We start from the raw sequence: 19,625 nt of genomic DNA, 5'->3' as shown, positions 1-19,625 counted from the left end.
ATTCTTCGTGTATTATTTTATAAAACAAATATCATTCCATTAGGTTAGCGTGCCAAAAAAATATTTTACTAATTTTTAATATAATTTTACCTTATTCACTAATAAAACCCATACAAAACCCAAAGAAGCTATTACACCAAAGGCAAATGGCAGACTAATGCTTTTGGAAACAAACCCTATCAGAACAGGACCAGCTAAAAATCCGGCCATGCTAAAAGTATTCATGGTTGCCAGCCCTGCGCCTTTAGCCATACCAGGAACTCTGGCCGAACTTCCGTATAATATGGGCGCACCGCAGGAAACACCTGCACCCACTAAAGCAAAACCAATAATGGCTGTAAGCGTATATGGTAAAGCAATGGCTAAAATAATACCTCCTATCGCAATCATTCCCCCAACTCGCAATACGGTATTCCCTCCATAGCGGGGAATAAGCGCATCTCCAGCAAACCTACCTAACGACATAAATAGAGAGTACCCAGCCAGGCCCCAACCCATAAAATAATCTTGCGTATGCACTACATCTCTCATATACACGGCTGTCCAGTCGGCCATTGTACCTTCTGTAATATTAGTACAAAGGCTTATCAATATCATTAATAGCAATGCACCCTTCGGAAATACAAATTTTGCCCCTTCGCCCTGCTCTATCTTTTCTTCATCTATACTGATTACTGTAGGACGAATAAAAAAGGCCAGAGATATAAAGCTGAACGCCAGCAACCACATATGATAAGCAGGTGAGATTCTCATGCCCTGTGTAAAACTCGCTAAAATAGACCCGAACATTAATCCTGCGCTGAACATACCATGACAGGTTGACATAATATTGATATTATACTGGTGCTCCAGACTCGTAACACAGGTATTCATTGATACATTGGTAACAGAAATGCTGATGCCTACCAGAAACAGACTAAAGGCCACCAAAGGCAGATAATTGAGCGTTACTGGCATAGCATAGACTACAGACATAAAAACCAATCCTGCAATAGTCATATTACGCATACCAAAACGGTTAATCAGTACGGTGGTAAACGGATTCATACCTGCTGCGCCTAAAGGCATACAAAGGAGAAGTAGACCTAACTGTGCATCGTCTAAGGCATATTTCTGTTTTACAAAGGGGATTAAAGTGGCCCAGCTACCAAACAGAATGCCCATAGCTGTAAAAACCATAGCTACAGCCAAACTCTGACGATGAAAGAAAAAAGTGGATAAATGTTTAAACATAACTCATGGTAATGAACGAAACACATACTATACTGGTATGTAGAAGAATGATACGCTTTTCTTTGATAAAATATTTTCGGCATCTCAGACCGTAATCTCAATTCTGTTTTTTTCCGGGTCTAATATTACGCTTTCATAGTAGCCGTCACCAGTCCATCTTGGCTCGCCTACCACCTCAAAGGCATTTTTTCTGAAAATTTCGGTTAATTCATCTACCTTTTCTTTAGTACCTACAGAAACGGCAAAATGGGTAATACCTATAAACTGCTCATGTCCATTGTTCATTGTATCGGTAATATCAGGCATTTGCATCAGTTCTAATCTTGCTCCTGAATCGAAAGAGATAAAGTATGATTCAAAGTTTTTATGAACATTCCGATACTTCTCATTTGATTTACCCCCGAAATATTTCATATAAAAACTCCGCATCAATTCCAGATCCCTAACCCAGATAGCCAGGTGCTCTATTTTCATGACCCGAACAGCGATTTAATTTTCAGATAATTCATATCCTTATAATTCACAATATAATCATCGCAAATGGGTAATTCGTCTTTCTTATAAGTACTCAATACCCCTATTACTTTCGCTCCTGCTGCTTTTCCGGCCGAAACACCTGAATGTGAATCTTCAAAAACCACACAGTTTTCTGGTAATACCCCTAAATTAGCTGCCGATTTCAGATACACTTCCGGGTTAGGTTTATGATGAATCACATCTGAACTCGATAATAAGGATTGCATTTTATCGGCTAATGGAAGTTTACTTAAAATCAGTTCAAGATTTTCTACCGGGGCCGAAGTTGCAATGCCAGTACTGATGCCATTTGCTTTCAACTCAGTTATAAATTCCATCAAACCGGCAATGGGGGTTACCTCCGGTTCATAGAGTTGTCTGAAAAGTGCTTCTTTTTCAAACTCCATTGCAATAAACTCATCGCCTATTACGTCTCTTTTAAGGAAGTGTCTCAGAATATAACTATTGCTTTTACCATACATATGGGCAATAAACTCTTCTTCGGTGGCATCAACCTCAAATTTTTTAAGAAATGCCTTCCAGGCAAGTGAGTGGTGCGGATTCGTGTCACAAATGACACCATCCATATCAAAAATTACTGCAAACGGTGTTTTCAATACTTAATTAATCAATTTTGCACAAAAATAGCTTATTCAGACTGTGTTTACTACTCATTTATTTACTAATAATGATACGTGGTTGACAATATGTCAGCCAAAAATCTTAATTTTGCAATAAACCCTGCTAAAACTGTTTAAGATGTTCTTTAAGACTTTAGAAGTTGCCAAGAGAAAACATATTTTAACTTTGTGTGTCTTTCTTTTTTCTATCAATACTTTTGCCCAGATCTCACTTTCTTTACCTACGAACCGAATCGTTTTTCAACGAAACAATGATAATATTGGCTTCATTACTATTATAGGAAACTACTCTCAACCTATTGATAAAATCCAGGCAAGGCTTATTCCGGTTGCTGATAGCTGGGGAGTTCCGATGGACTGGACAACCATACAGGAAAACCCAAAGGGTGGTTATTTTTCAGGTAGAATGGCCGGATTCGGAGGTTGGTACACGATGGAAATCAGAGCCTTAAAAGACAATAATGTACTACAAACCATTACTGTTGAAAGAGTAGGTATCGGAGAGGTTTTTGTGGCATTGGGGCAGTCAAACGCCGAAGGGCTGCCTGGTTCGGGGGCATTGGGTGCGGCTGACGACAGGGTAAATGTCATTAATTTCAGAAATACTCAGGATTTAGACCCTCTACCTGAGAATCTTAACTTTGTTCATTTAGATGCTGAAACCAATATTGCTCCCATAGGGAGTTCTGCCTGGTGTTATGGGGAATTAGGTGATAAATTAGCCCAAAAGCTCAATGTACCCGTACTCTTTTTTAATGCCGGACTATTGGGTGTTTCGGTAATCAACTGGCGCGAAAGTGCAGAGGGTAAACCCACCATCAATATATTTGATCAGACACTTCCCAATGGTTTACCATATAGTAATCTGCGTAACACCTTACATTATTATGGGGCTTTGTTAGGTGTACGCTCCTTGCTATGGATACAGGGTGAAACGGATAATTATCCTTACCAGCTTTCAGCAGATGTTTACGCTTCTAATCTTACAAGATTGATTGATATTGTACGTGCCCAGTTCAGTGGTGATTTAAGCTGGATGGTAGCGCGTACTTCTATTACTTACCAACACCCTTCTAACCCCGAAATCATTGGTGGACAAAACAGGGTTATTGAGCGTCCGGGGTACAATGTATTTCCGGGCCCTTATACGGATGATCTGCAACCGAACAGACCTGATTTTGTGCATTTTAAGAATGCCGGACCTGGCAATATGGGCTTAAGTATCCTGGCCGACGCCTGGAATACTTACTTAGACGACAATTTTTTCAGAAACTCCAAGCCTGTAATGGCGCGGGCAGCAGTAGATATTCAACTTACCTGCAATGCTGATAATCAAGCCATTCTGACTTTGCCGGATAATCTTACCAACTATAGCTGGTCAAATGGTGGTAATACCAATCAGATAATTGTTGATAAAGGTATTTACTCTGCGAAAGTGCGAGACCCTCAGGGTAATCAGCTGGTAGTACCAACTGTCAATACCAACTTCATTTATCCGGTTACAAGGCCACAGATTACGTATGAAGGAGATTTAGAGTTTTGTGCAAATATCAAATCAAATATTAATCTGAAAGCAAACGGCATTGAATTCAGTAACTTTCAATGGAGTACCGGAGTTAATGCCACTGAAATAACCGTAGCCAATAGCGGGCAGTTTTCTGTAAAAGGACTCAATGAATTCAGCTGTGCTTCTGCCTCTTCTGATAATACAGACGTAAAAATCAATCCTGCACCTGTTAAACCACAAATTGCTGTTTCACCGGATGCTTCTGTATGCGAAGGGGTAAGTATTCAATTACACGTAAACAGTGATGATACGCTGCTCTGGAGCGATAGCACCACTTCAAAAGATATTCTGTTAGATTCGGTAGGGGTTTATAATTTCCGTGTAAAAGCTACCAATGCCTTTGGTTGCGCAGAGTTATCAGATAGTATAGGGGTCAGAATCAACCCGCTTCCGGCCAAACCTCATATAGCTATTTCGCCTGATACTGTTGTGTGTAAAGGTACCGTTATCAAATTAAGGACAGATACGAATGAAAATATTCAATGGAGCAATAATAGCACCGCAAAAGAAATTTCAATAGATTCAGTGGGTGATTATTCTTTTAAGGTAAAAGCCATTACTTCTTTTGGTTGTATTCAGGAGTCAGATGCACAAACTGCACACATAAAAGAGACACCTAAAACTCCTGATTTGGATAAATCAGGCATCTATACCTTACAGGCACTGAATGTAACCCTTGGAGCATCAGACCAGTTTCAGTGGATTCGTGAAAACTCCAGACTTATTACTTCTGTAATACCTTCATTAAAAGTACAACAAGCAGGGGCATACCAGGTATCAGTTGTCAGAACCTATCAGTTAGGTAGCCGTACGCTTACCTGTGAGTCGCTTCCATCAAAATCTTTATTTCTAAGATTAGCTGCTGACGATATTACACTGTATCCGAATCCGGCACAGGATATTATTTATCTTGAAACGAAAGAAAATCTAAAGAATGTAATGCTTGAGTTTTATACATATGCAGGCAAATTTGCTTATCGGTTTTATGTTACAGATACTACTGAACGCAAAGGGCTTGATTTAAGAAAAGTAGAAAACGGCAGTTATATTGTGAGAATAAAAGGTGCCGATTTTGAGAAAACCGAGCGTATAATTATTACTCAATAAAAAAGAACTATCTCTATCGATATTTGGTTACAATAGATGAGGTTTTTCATTGTCTAAGTAATTTAGTGGTTGTGTGATTGACCGGTTTGATGATTAAATTATTGACTACAATTGTTAATCTCTTAATAGATTTCAATCAGCTTTGCTAATTACTAACATTACTTTAAATTAACATTTATCTAACTCCAAATATAAATACCTGAGCTTCCGGTAAGGGGACGGGCTTTTTCTGCATGGAAAATTCTTCACGTAGCTTTATAAAGTATCCTGATGTTGATGGCCTTGATCCTAAGCACTTCATCATCATCAAAGGTGCCAAAGTAAATAATTTAAAAAATATAGATGTTGCTATTCCACGCAACAAGTTAGTAGTAGTTACGGGGCTTTCAGGAAGTGGGAAATCATCGTTGGCTTTTGATACCCTTTTTGCTGAAGGACAACGGATGTATGTCGAAAGTTTAAGCTCTTATGCCCGTCAGTTTTTAGGGCGTATGGAGAAGCCCGACGTAGAATATATCAAGGGAGTTTCGCCTGCCATAGCCATTGAACAGAAAGTAGCTACTAAAAACCCTCGCTCAACGGTTGGTACTACTACCGAAATCTACGATTACCTCAAACTTCTGTTTGCCCGTATCGGTATTACTTACTCGCCTGTAACAGGGCGAGAGGTAAAAAAAGATACAGTTACTGATGTCGTGAACTTTATACTCTCACACGCAGAAGGCACAAGAATAATGGTGCTTACACCATTAAAAATTAAAGATAATCGCAAAATCAAGAAAGAATTAGACCTTTTATTACAAAAAGGATATACCCGTGTGTTGATTGATGGAGAAATCAAGCAGATTGAAGAGATAGTAGAAGATGATTATATAATTGATGAAAAGCAACACCGAATTGAGATTCTGATTGATAGAAATACGGTTAAACACAACGATGAAGACACCCAATTCCGTTTTTCGGATTCGGTGCAGACAGCATTTTTTGAAGGAGAGGGAGAATGTATTGTTGACGTGGTTGGTATAGAAAAGCGGACTTTCTCTGATAAATTCGAATTAGATGGGCTCAGTTTTGAGGAACCCAGTGTAAACCTGTTTACATTCAATAACCCTTATGGAGCTTGTAAACGTTGCGAAGGCTTCGGAAAGATATTAGGCATTGACCCTGAACTGGTGATTCCTGATAAAAACCTTTCAGTCTTTGAAGGGGCTATAGCTCCCTGGCGAACCGAACGCATGAGTGAGTGGGTTGCACCTCTGTTAAGAAACGGGATTCGGTTTGACTTCCCGATTCATAGAGCCTACCGTGATCTGACGCAAGAGCAAAAAGACTTGCTCTGGACCGGAAACTCTTATTTTCAAGGCTTGAATGCCTTCTTTGCAGACATTGAAAGTCAGGTTCATAAAGTACAGTATAGAGTAATGCTCTCCCGCTATCGTGGTCGTACAGACTGCCCTGACTGCCGGGGTTCTCGTTTGCGTAAAGACGCTTCTTATGTTAAAGTCGGCGGGGTTTCTATTACAGATATCGTACTGATGCCGCTTTCTGATGTAGCACAATTTTTCAGAGAATTAGAATTGCCTGAATACCAACAAGGTATTTCTAAACGAATCCTGATAGAAATTAACAGCCGTCTTGATTTTATGGAGCGGGTAGGTTTAGGCTATTTAACTTTGAACCGCTTAACTTCTACCTTATCAGGCGGAGAGTTTCAGCGTATCAAATTAGCAACATCTTTAGGTAGTGCATTAGTGGGGTCTATGTATATTCTTGATGAGCCAAGCATCGGGCTGCACCCAAGAGATACCCGCCGTTTAGTGAGTGTATTAGAATCACTAAGAGATTTAGGCAATAGTGTGGTAGTGGTAGAGCATGAGGAGGAGGTAATGATGGCTGCCGATGAAATTGTTGACATTGGCCCGGAAGCAGGAACTTTAGGCGGCCGTCTGATTTTTCAGGGGAATTGGGAGGATATTATGAAATTGAAAACAACCCCACCCCTACCCCTCCCCAACAGTGGGGAGGGAGATATAACTTCTAGCGAAGTTACTTTTATTAAGGCCGATGGAGAAGTTGTTAAAAGAGGGAGTCATATCTATGCCGAACCTTACTACCATACTAATCCTAAAGATTGGGAGGTTCTTAAAAACTTTGCCAAAGAAAATCGCAAAAATCAGACAGAAGCAGAAAAAATACTTTGGGAAGGTCTAAGAAAAGAAAAGTTGGGATATAAATTCAGAAGACAGCATACAATAGAAACCTTTATTACAGATTTTATATGTCTCGAAAAGAATCTAGTAATTGAAGTAGATGGCGATATTCACGAGAATTTTGTAGAGTATGATAAAGCAAGAACCAAATTCTTGAATGGTAGTGGTTTCGAGGTATTAAGATTTTCAAACAAGGAGGTCTTTGAAAATATAAATGGTGTATTAGACCAAATCAAAAATAAACTCGAAGAAACACCAGATTTTAAAACTGTAGTTGAAGAAGAAAATATTTCTTCTTCAAACTCCCTCCCCACTGTTGGGGAGGGCTGGGGTGGGGTTCTCAGCCACACTATCCGCTTCTTGACGGGCGAAGATCAGGTACCTGTACCCACACAAAGAAGAAAACCTGCCGATTTCATTGAAATCAAAGGTGCTCGTGAGAATAACCTGAAAGAAGTAGATGTAAAATTCCCGATAGGTGTATTGAATGTTGTTACAGGCGTAAGTGGTTCGGGAAAATCGACTTTAGTAAGAAAAATCTTATTTCCGGCTATTGCGAGATTAAAAGGAGAATACAGCGAAGAGGCCGGAAAATATAGTGATTTAACAGGCTCTTTAGATAGAATCACCCAGATTGAGATGGTAGACCAGAATCCAATTGGTAAATCGTCCCGTTCTAATCCTGTAACTTATATCAAGGCTTATGATTATATCAGGCAACTGATGGCTGACCAGCAATTATCAAAAGCCCGCGATTATAAACCTGCTTTCTTCTCATTCAACGTAGATGGGGGGCGTTGTGAAGCCTGTCAGGGTGAAGGGGAACAGACCATAGAGATGCAATTTATGGCCGATGTACGCCTGAAATGTGAGAGTTGTGGTGGCAAGCGCTTCAAACAGGAGATTCTGGAGGTAAAATATAAAGACAAGGACATAGCCGATATTCTGGCCATGACGGTTGATGAAGCGATAGATTTCTTCAAAGAAAGCGACCCGAAACTGGCAGATAAATTACAACCGCTGCAAGATGTGGGTCTTGGTTATATTGGCCTGGGACAATCGTCAAGTACATTGTCTGGTGGAGAAGCGCAGCGTGTAAAACTGGCTTTCTTCTTAAGCAAAGGCAATGCCGATAAAGGGAAAACCTTATTTGTATTTGACGAACCTACTACCGGATTACATTTCCATGACATCAAGAAATTGTTGAAAGCCATCAATGCCTTAGTTGACCAGGGCGATTCAGTAATTATCATTGAACATAATATGGAAATCATTAAATCGGCCGACTGGATTATTGATTTAGGGCCGGAAGGTGGAGAGAAAGGTGGCTATGTGACTTTTGAAGGCACACCCGAAGATATGGTAAAACTCGAAAATAACTATACAGCAGAGTTTCTGAAAGAAAAAATAAAGGTCTGACCAAATGGTCAGACCTTTATTGTGAGCAAGTTTAAATATTGTTATTCTGACCGAAAAGGAAAGATTTTTAACCATACTCTCAATCCATTATCTCAAATATAATATTCTCTTTTACTTTGCTGTTTTCTTCGTCCACCCTTGAGTTTATTTCCTTGATTACATCAAAAAAAACAGCTAATTTATCAGCAGGAATCATTTCCTGAATCTTCTTATTAAAGATAATTACGCCCTCACGCGCAAAGTTTCTTTTCTTCTTGCCCTCTTCTGTCAGATAGACTTTTACAAAACGTTTGTCGTCGGCATCTGTTTCTCTATAAATCCAGCCTTTTTCTTCCAGCGTTTTCAGCATACGAGTCAGGCTTCGGGGTTCCATACCTATCGACGGGCCTATTTTTGTAGCGGGTGTACCTTTCTCTGAATCAATATTAAGCAATACATAGCCAATGGCCATGGTTATATCATATTGGCTTGCATAGGCATTATACATGCGAGAAATAGCATGCCACGCCCATTTTATATGAAAATCTATCGTCTTTTCCTTCCTCATTAATGGTTTTTGCTTCGGGTAACCACAAATGTAAAAAAAAATCAGTATGCAGGCATACTGTTGGGAAAATTATTTTGGAGACGACAAGCAATTGTCCCATATAAACAAAATTAATGTTAATTTATCGTCCAGATTACCATAAGAATCTCTATATTAGTCCTTTGAAAATTCATGTTTGTATAGTTTCAGAACTTATCCGATTTAGCCTAATCTTTCAAAATTTTCAATTGTTATTGTTAATGCCCCATGAATCCGTTAAAATCTGAACTCAGTAATATTGCTGGTATTGCTCTGTCAGGAATTGCTATGACTTGCTGCGGCGCTTTTTTACCTCCGGGTGCTGCGATTAAAGTTGTCGAATCTCTTGCCCCCAATTTTGCTCATCAGTTTTTATCGGGGGTAGATTATGAGCGTTTTAAAGATTTCCTGATAAAACCTCATCCGGGCAGTTTAAACCACGACTTAAACCAATTAATGAAGGATGCCCTATTGCAAGCCTTTCATCATGTGGAAACAGCCTACATAGACAAATTAAAAAATGAAACTGAGTTTACACATTGGCAAAAAATAATAGACAGACCATTTAAAGAAATTAAACAGGCTTTCAAACTGCTTAGAAAAAACCTGCTGCGAGAGGAAGAATATCAAAAAGAATTTGAAGAATCGCTCAATGAGGATGAAAAAATTGACTTTAATCTCTCAGCATGGTTGACTGATGGGTCGTGGTCTGCTCTTCCAAAACTCACAGATGTACTCTTCAAATTTCCAGAAATAGAAAATGAAGAAAAATGGCAGGACCTGAAGAACTATTTTGAAGAGAACTTACCCTGGATTTATGACCTGTCGTTTAAACAAGCATTGAAGGATGAACGGAATCTAAGAGCCTATAAAGCATATCAGATGTTCATTCTTGAGATGATTGTCAAACAAAATGCTGACACTCATCTACAACTTGATGAGATTAAAGTAACCCTTCTTGCTTTAGAACATAACCTTCTGACTCAAAATCAAATAACACTTAGCAACAGCCTTGAAAAAGACATTCAACAGTTAAGAAAAGACCTTAGTAATTTTATTATTAAAGTCTTATCTGCAATCAGAGAGTTGGAGAAACGAATCATTCATAAAGTAGAGGAAAAGGGTAATGAAATTATTGATAAAGTAGATGATAAAGGCAACGAAATCATTGAAAGACTGAATTTAACAAAACCGATCATTGAAAGACATCTGACTGAGCCACCTTTTCATCCTGAGGTATTCCTCGGTCGTCAGGATGATATTGAAGATATCCGACGGATTTTGTTTGAAGAAAATCATCTGCTGTTGCTGGTAAGTGGTACAGGTGGAGTAGGTAAGACCTCTCTTGCTTCCCGTTATTACCATAAGTTTCAGAATCATTATAGCCACATGGCATGGGTGCTGAAAGAGACTTCTATTGGCGATGCTCTTTTGGCATTGGCACCAAAACTACACATTGAGTTTGACCCACTTTATTCTAAAAAAGAACGCCTTGATATTCTCATCACAAGGCTATTTAACCTTAATAAGACTTGCCTGCTTGTAATAGATAATGCCAATGACTACGAAGACCTTAATACTTATTACCAACTGCTGAACCGATGTTCAAATTTTCATATCCTTTTAACCACCCGCATCACTGAATTTGAACAAGCTCACACTAAAAAAATCGGGAGTTTGCCGAAAGAAACCGCTTTGGAATTATTTCAAAAATACTATCCGATAGTAGCAAAAGAAGAAGAGGTATATTTTGAAAAACTTTATCTGGCAGTAAATGGTAATACTTTAGTATTGGAGTTAATAGCTAAACAATTAAGAGAGGCCAATCTCATACGTGATAAATATTCTTTACCTGATTTAATCAATGACCTTCAAACGAAGGGCATTTTGCAATTGCAATTTAGTAGTGACGTAAGACTATATTATCAAAAATATAAAAATGCAAAGCCGGAGGAGGTTATCACCGCATTGTATGATTTGGAAGAACTGAGCGATGAAGAACGAAAGCTAAGTTCAATGCTGGCGGTTTTGCCCCCTGAGGGCATTCAGATCAAAACTTTGGATATTCTATTGCCGGAAGTATCGTGGTGGGAAAAGGCACTTAGAAAACTGGCATTGAAAGGGTGGGTGGATTATAACAAGATGGATAAAGAAGTAAAAGTAAGCCCCGTAATACAAGAGATAGTAAGAAGAAAAAATGATAAAAGATTACAGGATGATGTATCAGTATTGACAAATAGCCTTAGTGATGAATTGGCATACGAAGGTTGGAGCCATAGAGTGCATGGTGAAAACCCCAATTTTAATGAAACAAACCTTTTTGCTTATTATACTTCAAGTATTTTGACCTTTTGCTTGAATGAAGATTACACTACTTTATTACTGACGAAAAGGCTAATGCGACATTATATTCTATATTTAAGGGATGATAAAGCAAAAATATGGTTTGAAAGATTGAATAGCATATTAGAGAGAAGAAATACTAAAGATTATCAATTCCTTTATGCTGAAAGTTTAAGTCTATTAGGAGATGTGTATAAATCGGAGGGGAGGATGAATCAGGCTTTGGATTGTTATCAAAAAGATTTTGAAATTTCTCTATCATTGAATGAGAGCTACCCCGAGCAGGTTTATTACATAAATAATTTAGGTATTGCCTACTCCAAATTAGGAGATGTGTACGCATCCGAAGGGAAAATGAATAAGGCTTTGGATTGTTTTCAAAAATACCTTGAAATCATGAGCTCATTGTATGAAAGTTACCCTGAGCAGGTTTCTTACAAAAATGGTTTGGGGATTGCATACGAACGATTGGGAGATGTGTTTACATCAGAAGGGAAAATGAATCAGGCTTTGAATTGTTATCAAAAGTACCTTGAAATCATGAGTTCATTGTATGAAAGCTATCCAGAACAGGTTTATTACAAAAATAATCTGGGGATTGCAAACTCCAGATTAGGAGATGTGTATAAATCAGAAGGGAAAATGAGTCAGGCTTTGAATTGTTATCAAAAATACCTTGAAATTATGAGTTCATTTCATGAAAGCTATCCCGAGCAGGTTTATTACATAAATAATTTAGGTATTGCCTACTCCAAATTAGGAGATGTGTACAAATCCGAAGGGAAAATGAATAAGGCTTTGGATTGTTTTCAAAAATACCTTGAAATCATGAGCTCATTGTATGAAAGTTACCCTGAGCAGGTTTCTTACAAAAATAATTTGGGGGTTGCATATGAGCGATTAGGAGATTTGTATCAATCGGAAGAGAGAATGAATCAGGCTTTGGATTGTTTTCAGAAATGCTTTGAAATTTTTAAATCATTACATGAAACCTACCCCAAGCAGGTTTCTTACAAAAATGGTTTAGGGATTGTATACGAGCGATTAGGAAACCTTTATGAATCTAAAGATTTGATGAATGAAGCCTTAATAAATTATCAAAAATGTTACGAACTTTCAAAAACACTATTTGAAAGTAATCCTGAATTAGTCGAATACCAATATGGATTTTGTACGGCTTCAATTTGGTATGGGGATACAATGGAACGTTTAGGGAAAAATGAAGAGTCTAAAATTATTTTTATTGAGGCATTTACTATATACGAAGACCTTATTAATAAAGTGCCAGAAAATGTAATTTATAAACGAAACTATTATTGGTTGAAAGGGAAATTAGGGAAATATTAAGTTATTCAGTTATTTTCCGTTAAGATAAACCCCTTCAGAGTCACAACAAAAAAACGGCCGAGTCTCCTCAGCCGCTTTTACCAATATCAAAAACTATATAACTCTATCACGCATTTACTTTCCAAACCCAACCGAAAGTATCTTCTACTTTACCTGTACGGATATCGTTCAGAGCGTTTTTCAATCGGGTAGAAAGCGATTGCTCTGTAATAGCTGGTAATACATAATCTTCGCCTTCGTAACCAATAGCAGCAAATGGAGATACCACTACGGCTGTACCTGCTCCAAATACCTCTGTTACGGTTCCATTGCCAATACCTGAGATTACTTCTTCTACTGATACTCTTCTTTCTTCAACCTCAACTCCCATTGATTGCGCCAATTTTACTAAAGAATCACGGGTAACACCTTTCAGAATAGTGCTGCTTACGGCAGGCGTAACCAACTTACCATCTATCACAAACATCACGTTCATCGTACCCGACTCTTCAAAATATTTATGCTCAATGGCATCTGTCCACAATAATTGGGTATAACCTTGCTCTTGCGCTAATTTTGCGGGATACAAAGATGCAGCGTAGTTACCTGCACATTTGGCATAACCTACGCCACCCGGAGCAGCACGGATAAATTCTGTCTCTACTTTCACTTTTGGCGGTGTTGAGTAGTATTTACCTGCAGGGCTCATGATAATCATGAAGCGGTAACTTTGAGATGGGCGAACGCCTAAATATACATCAGTCGAAATCATGAACGGACGTAGGTATAATGAGTTATCTTCACCTTTAGGTACCCAGGCTGCATCCAAACGCAATAGTTCCTCCAAACCACCAATGAAGATTTCTTCCGGCACTTGTGCCATACACATACGTTCAGCCGAAATATTAAAACGTTTCCAGTTATCTTGCGGACGGAACATCAATACTTCGTCGTTATCATTTTTGAAAGCCTTCATTCCTTCAAAAATGGCTTGTCCGTAATGCAGAACAGCCAGTGCCGGGTTATAGCTGATATCACCGAACGGAAGAATTTTAGGTGTCTGCCATTCGCCGTTGATATAGTCAGCCACGAGCATGTGGTCTGTAAAGAGCGAACCGAAGGTAATATTATTAGGGTCAAACTGGTTAATTCTGCTTTCTGCAACTGTGGTAACGTCGAAGTTTAATGTCTCTGTCATGATAAACTTTATTAAATATGTACTCAAATAACTATTCCATTTGCGAAACAACAAAGAATATACCACATTGTCAAGGAAAAATGCAAAAATAGTTGTTAAGACAAGTTTTTTAATCTTAGGGATACCGTTACCTCAAAAAATGGATGATTTCTGTGCGGATATTTGTTGATAGGCTTTATTTTTGCTGAACTAAGACTCTCATATATCCTTGAATAAATAAGGCAGGAGTCCTAATCACACAATCTCATGGCAACAATCAAATTAATCAAAGGCGATATTACTCAATCAGATACAGATGCTATCGTCAATGCAGCTAATTCATCCTTATTAGGGGGTGGAGGTGTCGATGGAGCCATTCATCGCAAGGGAGGTCCACAGATTTTAGAAGAATGTATAGCTATCAGAAACAGACAGGGGGGGGTGCAAAACCGGGGAGGCAGTCTATACTTCCGGAGGATTATTACCTTGCAAATATGTCATTCATACCGTAGGCCCGGTCTGGAATGGCGGTAATAAGAAAGAGAGAGAACTATTAGGGAATTGCTATCATAATTCTCTGCGAATAGCCAATGAATTAAATCTGGCTACAATTGCTTTTCCGAATATCAGCACCGGAATTTATGGTTTCCCAAAACAGGAAGCAGCCGAAATAGCCATTCAGACAGTACAGGAATTTCTCAGAACAGACAACAAGACTATTCAGGAAGTTGTTTTTATCTGTTTTGATGAGGAGAATTATGAGATATATCAGCATTTAGAATTATGAAACCCAGAACTTTAGTCATAGGCGATATACATGGCGGCTTAAAAGGCTTAATACAAATAATAGAAAGAGCTGCCGTAACGGAGCAGGATACCCTTATCTTTCTTGGTGATTATGTAGATGGCTGGAGCGAATCTGCTCAGGTTATTCAGTTTCTGATAGAACTTGAGCAAAATCAGCATTGTATTTTCATTAAAGGTAATCATGATGATTATTGCGAGGATTGGTTAAGAGAGGGGGAATTAGACAAACACTGGATTTTTCATGGGGGTGCATCAACCCTGAAAAGCTATGAGCATATACCTGATACCGAACAGCTAATGCATCTTAATTTCTTTGAAAGAATGAAACTGTACCACGTAGACAATCAGAACAGGCTCTTTATTCATGCAGGTTTTACTTCCATGAACGGTCCAAGTCATGAGTTTCACTCCACCAATTACAAATGGGACAGGACACTCTGGGAAATGGCATTGACAATGGATAAACACATAAAAAAAGATTCAAAGTTCTACCCTAAACGCCTACTGCTATTCAACGAAATCTACATAGGCCATACACCTACCCTCAATTATGACATTACCACCCCAATGCAGGGTTGCAATGTATGGAATGTTGACACAGGCGCAGCATTCTGGGGAAGTTTAACAATTATGGATATTGACACCAAGGAATTCTGGCAAAGTGATTCTTTGTTAAGCTTGTATCCGAACGAAAAAGGAAGAAACAAATAAATCGTATCTTTGCTTTCTGAAACAATACCATCATTTCAATGAAAAAACTGCATTATCTGTCCCTGATTGCCTTAGTTATATTATTAAATGCCTGTGATAGTAATACCAGTGAAAAAATACCCTCAAATCTTGAAGGTCATTGGCTTAATAAAGAATATTTAGATGCGCTTGCCAGCACGCAATCTCCCAGAACAGTTGCCGTCAATATCCCATTCTATACGACAGAACTTCTTTTGTTTAATAATATACCTGATTCTATCACGGTTTTCAATGGCCAAGTGGAAACCACTACTCTTCCATTTAGAAGAAGCGGAGATACGCTACGCCTGAAAATGAATCGTGATGCGGAAACCGAAATTGTTTATATTGCCTCGAGTAAAACATTAACTTATACAGATAAAACTCTTAATCGGGTATATACTTTCGTCCGGGCAGATAGTAGCCTGATTGATAAGAGTTATAGCCCTGCCATTGCTTTTCCTACTGCGGTCAATAAAACTTTATTGGAGGGTTCTTGGAGTCTCATGGAGGGAGATTCTGCTGCCACAACGGTTCGGTTTAGTCGTTTCGGGCAGATTAAGGGCTGGGATAAATACCTTACCTATACTATCTGTGTAAATGGTGATTGTGCTGCTAATGAAAGCGGAGACCTGATTATTCTGAACAATAAAGGAACAGCCGACCAATATGGGTTTCGTTCTAAAAACGATACCCTTACACTTTTTCATCTCACCCAGATTAACGACCCTGACGAAAAACCTGTTTATCAGAACGGGCAACCATTGCTTTTTTTCGTACGTAAGAAATAAGTCAGATTTTCAGCTCAAAAAAAACAATAGTATGCTTGCATAATATTTTTAAATTTCTTTATCTTTGTAACAGTATGCACGCATAATAATTGCAGGCACATCTGATTCTGACAAATTACACTATTAATACTATGGTAGCAACTGAAAATAAAGCCTCTATTAAAGGGGGTGAGTTCTTGATAAAAGATGTAGAAGCACATCAGATTTTCATTCCGGAAGAGTTTTCAGAAGAACAACTAATGATTGCTGAAACCTGTCGTGATTTTTTGCGCACGGAAATCCACCCACGCCTGAATGAGATTGACAACGCCAAATCGCCGGAATTAATGTCGTCGTTGATGACTAAAGCCGGAGAATTAGGTTTATTAGGCACAGCAGTGCCAGAGGAATACGGCGGATTTGGTATGAATTTCAATACTTCTATGCTGGTTGCAGAGGCATTGGGACAAGGGCATTCGTTTTCAGTTGCGCAGTCAGCCCATACGGGTATAGGCACTTTGCCCATTGTTTATTATGGTAATGAAGAGCAAAAGGCTAAATATCTGCCTTTATTAGCAACAGGCGAATGGAAAGCAGCTTACTGTTTAACAGAGCCGGATTCAGGTTCTGATGCTAATTCAGGGAAAGCGAAAGCTGTTCTATCTGCCGATGGTAAGCATTACATCATTAACGGACAAAAAATGTGGATTACCAACGGTGGTTTCGCAGATTTGTTTATTGTTTTTGCTAAAATTGATGACGACAAAAACCTAACGGCCTTCATCGTGGAAAAAACCTTCAATGGTATTACGATGAATGAACCCGAGCATAAATTAGGTATCAAAGGCTCTGATACCCGTCAGATTTTCTTCAATGATTGTCAGGTGCCGGTTGAAAATATGCTTTCAGGCCGTGGAAATGGTTTCAAGATTGCAGTAAATATTCTGAATATCGGTCGTATTAAATTAGGTATTGCCGTAATTGGTGGGGCAAAGGGCTCATTAGGACACGCCATTAACTATGCCAATGAGCGTAAACAATTCGGTGTTTCTATTGCCACTTTCGGGGCCATCAAGTATAAATTAGCTGAAATGGCCACCCGTATTTTTGCTTCTGAATCTGCCAACTACCGAGCCGGACAAAACATCGACGATGCTATTTTAGACCTGAAAGCACAAGGCTTGAGTGATGCGGACGCAAAACTGAAAGCATTGGAACAATTCTCGATTGAATGTGCAATGATGAAAGTACATAGCTCAGAGGTACTGGACTATACAGTTGATGAGAGCTTACAGGTATATGGCGGGATGGGCTACTCGGCTGAAGCACCAATGGAACGTGCTTACCGCGATGCGCGTATCAACCGTATTTTTGAAGGTACTAACGAAATCAACCGTATGTTGATTATTGATATGCTTTTGAAACGTGCCATGAAAGGCGAAATTGATTTGATGTCGCCTGCAATGGCCGTAGCCAAAGAAATCATGTCAATCCCTGACTTCGGTGCTTCTGACGATGATACCTTATTTGCCCCAGAGAAAAAAGTATTGAAAAACCTGAAAAAAGCAGCCTTGATGGTGGCAGGGGCCGCTGTACAGAAATTTATGATGTCGCTTTCAAGCGAGCAGGAAATTCTGATGAATATGGCTGATATGGCTATCGAAATCTATGCAGCAGAATCTGCTTTGTTAAGAGTAGAGAAACTGATTGGTATTAAAGGCGAAAGTGCTGTTGCGCTACAAAAAGATATGGCTATGATTTACCTGCATGAAGCTGTAAGCAGGGTAAACAACGCAGGTCGAGAAGCCATTACATCCTTTGCAGAAGGCGATGAATTAAGAGTAATGCTGATGGGCTTGAAACGTTTTACGAAAATTGAACCATTTAACCTCAAAAATGCGCGCCGCAGAGTGGCAGAAGCGATGATTGAGGAGAATAAATATATATTTTAATAGAAGTAGATTTTAAAGATCAGATAATCAACAACTAAAAACCAATAAACCGTCTTTCAATTTTGGAGGACGGTTTTTATTTCCGGCTCGGCACAAACTCCCAGAAGTCAGATACACCAATATATTTCTCTGTATTGATTTTGGTAGCCCCTACATAATACCCGAACCCGATATAAACCTTACCTGATACTTTAGCAGTAGCTACTTTGATATTACCACTACCCGGGTAAGTGGCAAATTTAGTCCATTTATCTGTTACTGGGTCATATTCCCATATATCCCTGAAACCCTTAGCCTCGGTTTTACTTTGCCCTAAACCATAATAGATTTTATCCCTCACGCCAAAAATCGTCCCTTCATATCTGTCATCCCCCGGGAAATCGGCTTTTCTTGTCCAGGTATCATTGGCATCATTGTACTGATAAAATTCTCTGGTGGGTATTTTCTCGCTTTCACTTTCTGAAAGCATAAAGCCCACTTCTTTTTTATTCACTTCAGCCGATGCCATCGCAAACTTCCCCAAAAAACCGTTCGGAAATGGTTTAAGTTTGTCATATACCCTAATCCTGCTGATAGTCCACATTTGTTTACCTGCATTATTCTCAATAAAGTAGCCTGTATTATTGACCATGCAGCCTGTCAATTGACCTTTGCCTACTATATCACCAGTTTGATTGAAATCAGTCATCATCCAGCTATCCAGATAATAATTGACTCCCTCAGGAAAACTTTCGTTAAAGTAAAAGCCTCCGCCAAACAATGAGAAGTACTCTACTTCTGTTCTGCCGAATACCGCAAAAGGTCCTAAAAGCATCGGGGAAAAGCGTGGGGTCGATTCTGTTTTTCTGAGATTCCAGAAGTTCCCATCAGGTGAGTAAGTACCTGATATGATTGTCTGGGCATCAATATTACCCATCATATCAATACGACTCTTATTATCTATAGCCAGATGATCATTAGTCGTATCCGGTCGGCCTATTACACAAGTATAAAGGTTTTCTGATTCGGTTTTTACTACACCGTCAGTAAAAGAGTAACTGACAGGCGAATTGAGCTTTCTCCACATGGGTGAATCCGGCGTATAAGTTGGTGCTTCTTCCACCTGTGGTGACTCATCAATTAATTCAGCAGGGTTCTTTTCACAGGCAAATATGCCTGCTATTATGCTGCTGAATATGATTAGTTTAAATATATTTTTCATAGATAATTGAGTGATTGAGCGATTGAGTGAATGAGTGTTTGAGCGGCCGCCGCTGCGGTGAT

Annotated in this window: 14 protein-coding genes; 8 read left to right on the top strand and 6 right to left on the bottom strand. The window is 39.0% G+C overall.

Features of this window, described 5'->3' with window-relative positions; genetic code table 11:
* Positions 1 to 75 precede the first annotated feature (75 nt).
* The 3 genes from H1R81_RS21065 to H1R81_RS21055 form a co-directional block, all read right to left on the bottom strand.
* Positions 76 to 1,233: an MFS transporter gene (locus tag H1R81_RS21065; protein WP_181842722.1), complete on the bottom strand. Its 1,158-nt coding sequence runs from the start codon at positions 1,231 to 1,233 to the stop codon at positions 76 to 78.
* A gap of 84 nt (positions 1,234 to 1,317) precedes the next feature.
* Complete coding sequence (locus H1R81_RS21060; RefSeq protein WP_181842721.1) at positions 1,318 to 1,707, bottom strand: VOC family protein; 390 nt, start codon at positions 1,705 to 1,707, stop codon at positions 1,318 to 1,320.
* Entirely contained in the window at positions 1,704 to 2,366 is a 663-nt protein-coding gene (locus H1R81_RS21055) for an HAD family phosphatase (protein WP_229251188.1), read from the bottom strand. Before H1R81_RS21055 ends, H1R81_RS21060 begins: the two co-directional genes overlap by 4 nt.
* Before the next feature lie 142 nt (positions 2,367 to 2,508).
* Here H1R81_RS21055 and H1R81_RS21050 point away from each other — a divergent pair, with 142 nt between their 5' ends.
* Positions 2,509 to 5,064 carry a T9SS type A sorting domain-containing protein gene (locus tag H1R81_RS21050; RefSeq protein WP_181842720.1) on the top strand — a complete coding sequence of 852 codons (2,556 nt, stop codon included), beginning with the start codon at positions 2,509 to 2,511 and terminating at the stop codon, positions 5,062 to 5,064.
* 233 nt (positions 5,065 to 5,297) lie between these two features.
* Positions 5,298 to 8,693, top strand: a complete 3,396-nt coding sequence (locus tag H1R81_RS27335) for a DUF559 domain-containing protein (protein ID WP_220275278.1) — start codon at positions 5,298 to 5,300, stop codon at positions 8,691 to 8,693.
* 79 nt (positions 8,694 to 8,772) lie between these two features.
* Here H1R81_RS27335 and H1R81_RS21035 read toward each other — a convergent pair whose 3' ends face one another.
* Positions 8,773 to 9,240, bottom strand: coding sequence for a MarR family winged helix-turn-helix transcriptional regulator (locus H1R81_RS21035; RefSeq protein WP_181842719.1), 468 nt, complete (start codon positions 9,238 to 9,240; stop codon positions 8,773 to 8,775).
* A gap of 246 nt (positions 9,241 to 9,486) precedes the next feature.
* Between H1R81_RS21035 and H1R81_RS21030 the strand changes: the two genes are divergently transcribed.
* Positions 9,487 to 12,948, top strand: a complete 3,462-nt coding sequence (locus H1R81_RS21030) for a tetratricopeptide repeat protein (protein WP_181842718.1) — start codon at positions 9,487 to 9,489, stop codon at positions 12,946 to 12,948.
* Between the two features lie 106 nt (positions 12,949 to 13,054).
* On the opposite strand, the gene H1R81_RS21025 is transcribed toward H1R81_RS21030, so the two are convergent.
* Positions 13,055 to 14,128, bottom strand: coding sequence for a branched-chain amino acid aminotransferase (locus H1R81_RS21025; protein ID WP_409013568.1), 1,074 nt, complete (start codon positions 14,126 to 14,128; stop codon positions 13,055 to 13,057).
* Between the two features lie 243 nt (positions 14,129 to 14,371).
* Between H1R81_RS21025 and H1R81_RS27735 the strand changes: the two genes are divergently transcribed.
* The 5 genes from H1R81_RS27735 (at position 14,372) to H1R81_RS21005 (ending at position 18,362) form a co-directional block, all read left to right on the top strand.
* The gene (locus H1R81_RS27735; RefSeq protein WP_310588102.1) at positions 14,372 to 14,638 is read left to right on the top strand and encodes a macro domain-containing protein; all 267 of its coding nucleotides are present in this window, start codon (positions 14,372 to 14,374) and stop codon (positions 14,636 to 14,638) included.
* Entirely contained in the window at positions 14,604 to 14,891 is a 288-nt protein-coding gene (locus H1R81_RS27730) for a macro domain-containing protein (protein WP_409013567.1), read from the top strand. Before H1R81_RS27735 ends, H1R81_RS27730 begins: the two co-directional genes overlap by 35 nt.
* Positions 14,888 to 15,622 (top strand): metallophosphoesterase family protein, encoded by a 735-nt coding sequence (locus H1R81_RS21015; RefSeq protein WP_181842716.1) that lies wholly within the window; start codon positions 14,888 to 14,890, stop codon positions 15,620 to 15,622. The genes H1R81_RS27730 and H1R81_RS21015 overlap by 4 nt, the downstream gene beginning before the upstream one ends.
* A gap of 38 nt (positions 15,623 to 15,660) precedes the next feature.
* On the top strand, positions 15,661 to 16,431 hold the full coding sequence (locus H1R81_RS21010; protein WP_181842715.1) for a hypothetical protein: 771 nt from the start codon (positions 15,661 to 15,663) through the stop codon (positions 16,429 to 16,431).
* A gap of 131 nt (positions 16,432 to 16,562) precedes the next feature.
* Positions 16,563 to 18,362, top strand: coding sequence for an acyl-CoA dehydrogenase family protein (locus H1R81_RS21005; protein ID WP_181842714.1), 1,800 nt, complete (start codon positions 16,563 to 16,565; stop codon positions 18,360 to 18,362).
* A 76-nt stretch (positions 18,363 to 18,438) separates the two neighbouring features.
* Here H1R81_RS21005 and H1R81_RS21000 read toward each other — a convergent pair whose 3' ends face one another.
* On the bottom strand, positions 18,439 to 19,563 hold the full coding sequence (locus tag H1R81_RS21000) for a hypothetical protein (protein ID WP_181842713.1): 1,125 nt from the start codon (positions 19,561 to 19,563) through the stop codon (positions 18,439 to 18,441).
* Between the last annotated feature and the right edge of the window lie 62 nt (positions 19,564 to 19,625).

This window comes from Emticicia sp. BO119 (assembly GCF_013912375.1).
Taxonomy (GTDB): domain Bacteria; phylum Bacteroidota; class Bacteroidia; order Cytophagales; family Spirosomataceae; genus Emticicia.
Note: the sequence above shows the minus strand (reverse complement) of the source record. Positions and strands in the feature narration are given on the sequence as shown.